Raw genomic sequence first — 1,337 nt, 5'->3', positions numbered from 1 at the left:
TGATGTATGGAATCCACTCCTCCTTCGCCAAACTACACTTTACCGAAGACGTTGAATACAAAGGAGTCCATTATGCTAGCCAGTAATATCATCGGAATTGATCTCGCTAAAAATACTCTGCAAGTCTGCCACATTAGCATTCATGGTGAGTTGCTCAGCAACAAATCTATGAGTCGTCAAAAGGCAAAAGAGTTTTTGGCAAAAGCAAAACCATCCATCGTAGCAGTAGAAGGTTGTTGTGGATGTCATTACTGGGGACGTTTCGCTCAACAATTTAACCATGACGTCCGAATCATCAATCCGAAAAAAGTTAAAGGCTATGTTGATGGGCATAAAACGGACAAGAACGATGCACTGGCTATAGCTAACGCGGCTATCCAAATCGGATTAAAATTCAGTACACCAAAAACAATTGAACAGCAATCACTGCACTCTTTAGAAACTAGCCGACAATTTTTATCCCGAAGTATCGTCTCCTTAGGACAACACCTTCGTGGAACCATTTTAGATTACGGTATCGCTAACCCAAAAGGCGAAAAAGGGCTGAAAGCTTCCGTTCTTGCCGTACTGGATGGTGAAACCGATATTCCTGCCAATTTGGTCAGCACCTTATCCCTACTATGGGAGCAATACAAATATCTCAAAAAAGAATTAAAGCAGTTGGAAAAAGAGAAAAGTGCATTAACTCAGCAAATTGAACCATGTAAAAGGTTGATGGATATTGAAGGTGTGGGTGAAACTATCGCATCCATGCTGTATGCAACTTTAGGAAATGGCGAACAGTTCAAAAACGGGCGGCAAGCTTCTGCGTTTATTGGACTTACACCTAAACAACACAGCACAGGAGGAAAGGTAGTGATGTTAGGAATTGACAAAAGTGGCGGAATAAAAGACCTACGCTCACTTCTATACCTTGGTGCAATGTCATACATTGGTCGGTTGCCTGAAACGCCTAAGACCCAAAAAGAAAAATGGTTAATGAATGCGATAGAACGGCTGGGTTTCAAAAAAGCTTGCATCGCATTAGCTAACAAAATAGTTAGAACAGCTTGGGCAATGCTTCGGTACGAAACAAAATATCAACCAATACCGATAAGCTGCTAAGCACAAGCTAATACGATATGAATTTTACGAAATGATGAACATAAAAGGTAAGACCAACCTACTGAAAACCTGACCTTTTCTTCATGCTTTTAAAAGCTGATAACACGATAAGGACAGTAGGTGCGCAAACATCAAAGGTTAGAGGGTAGCTCCCTCAATAAGAAACCGAATATACGACCGCATCTTAACTTTTTTGATTTATCACTTTGTAAATACGTGGATTCCATATAAGA

At 40.5% G+C, this 1,337-nt stretch carries 1 protein-coding gene; it reads left to right on the top strand.

Going from position 1 to position 1,337, the window contains the following annotated elements:
- The first annotated feature begins 72 nt into the window (after positions 1-72).
- A complete protein-coding gene (locus MD588_RS25850; protein WP_265700828.1) occupies positions 73-1,104 on the top strand; it encodes an IS110 family RNA-guided transposase in 1,032 nt (343 codons plus the stop codon).
- Positions 1,105-1,337: the final 233 nt, after the last annotated feature.

Source organism: Photobacterium obscurum (assembly GCF_026191635.1).
GTDB lineage: Bacteria > Pseudomonadota > Gammaproteobacteria > Enterobacterales > Vibrionaceae > Photobacterium > Photobacterium obscurum.
Note: the sequence above shows the minus strand (reverse complement) of the source record. Positions and strands in the feature narration are given on the sequence as shown.

Bases quoted from the DNA above. Each gene is read 5' to 3' on its own strand.
- MD588_RS25850 (WP_265700828.1), top strand. From the start codon at position 73: ATGCTAGCCAGTAATATCATCGGAATTGATCTCGCTAAAAATACTCTG.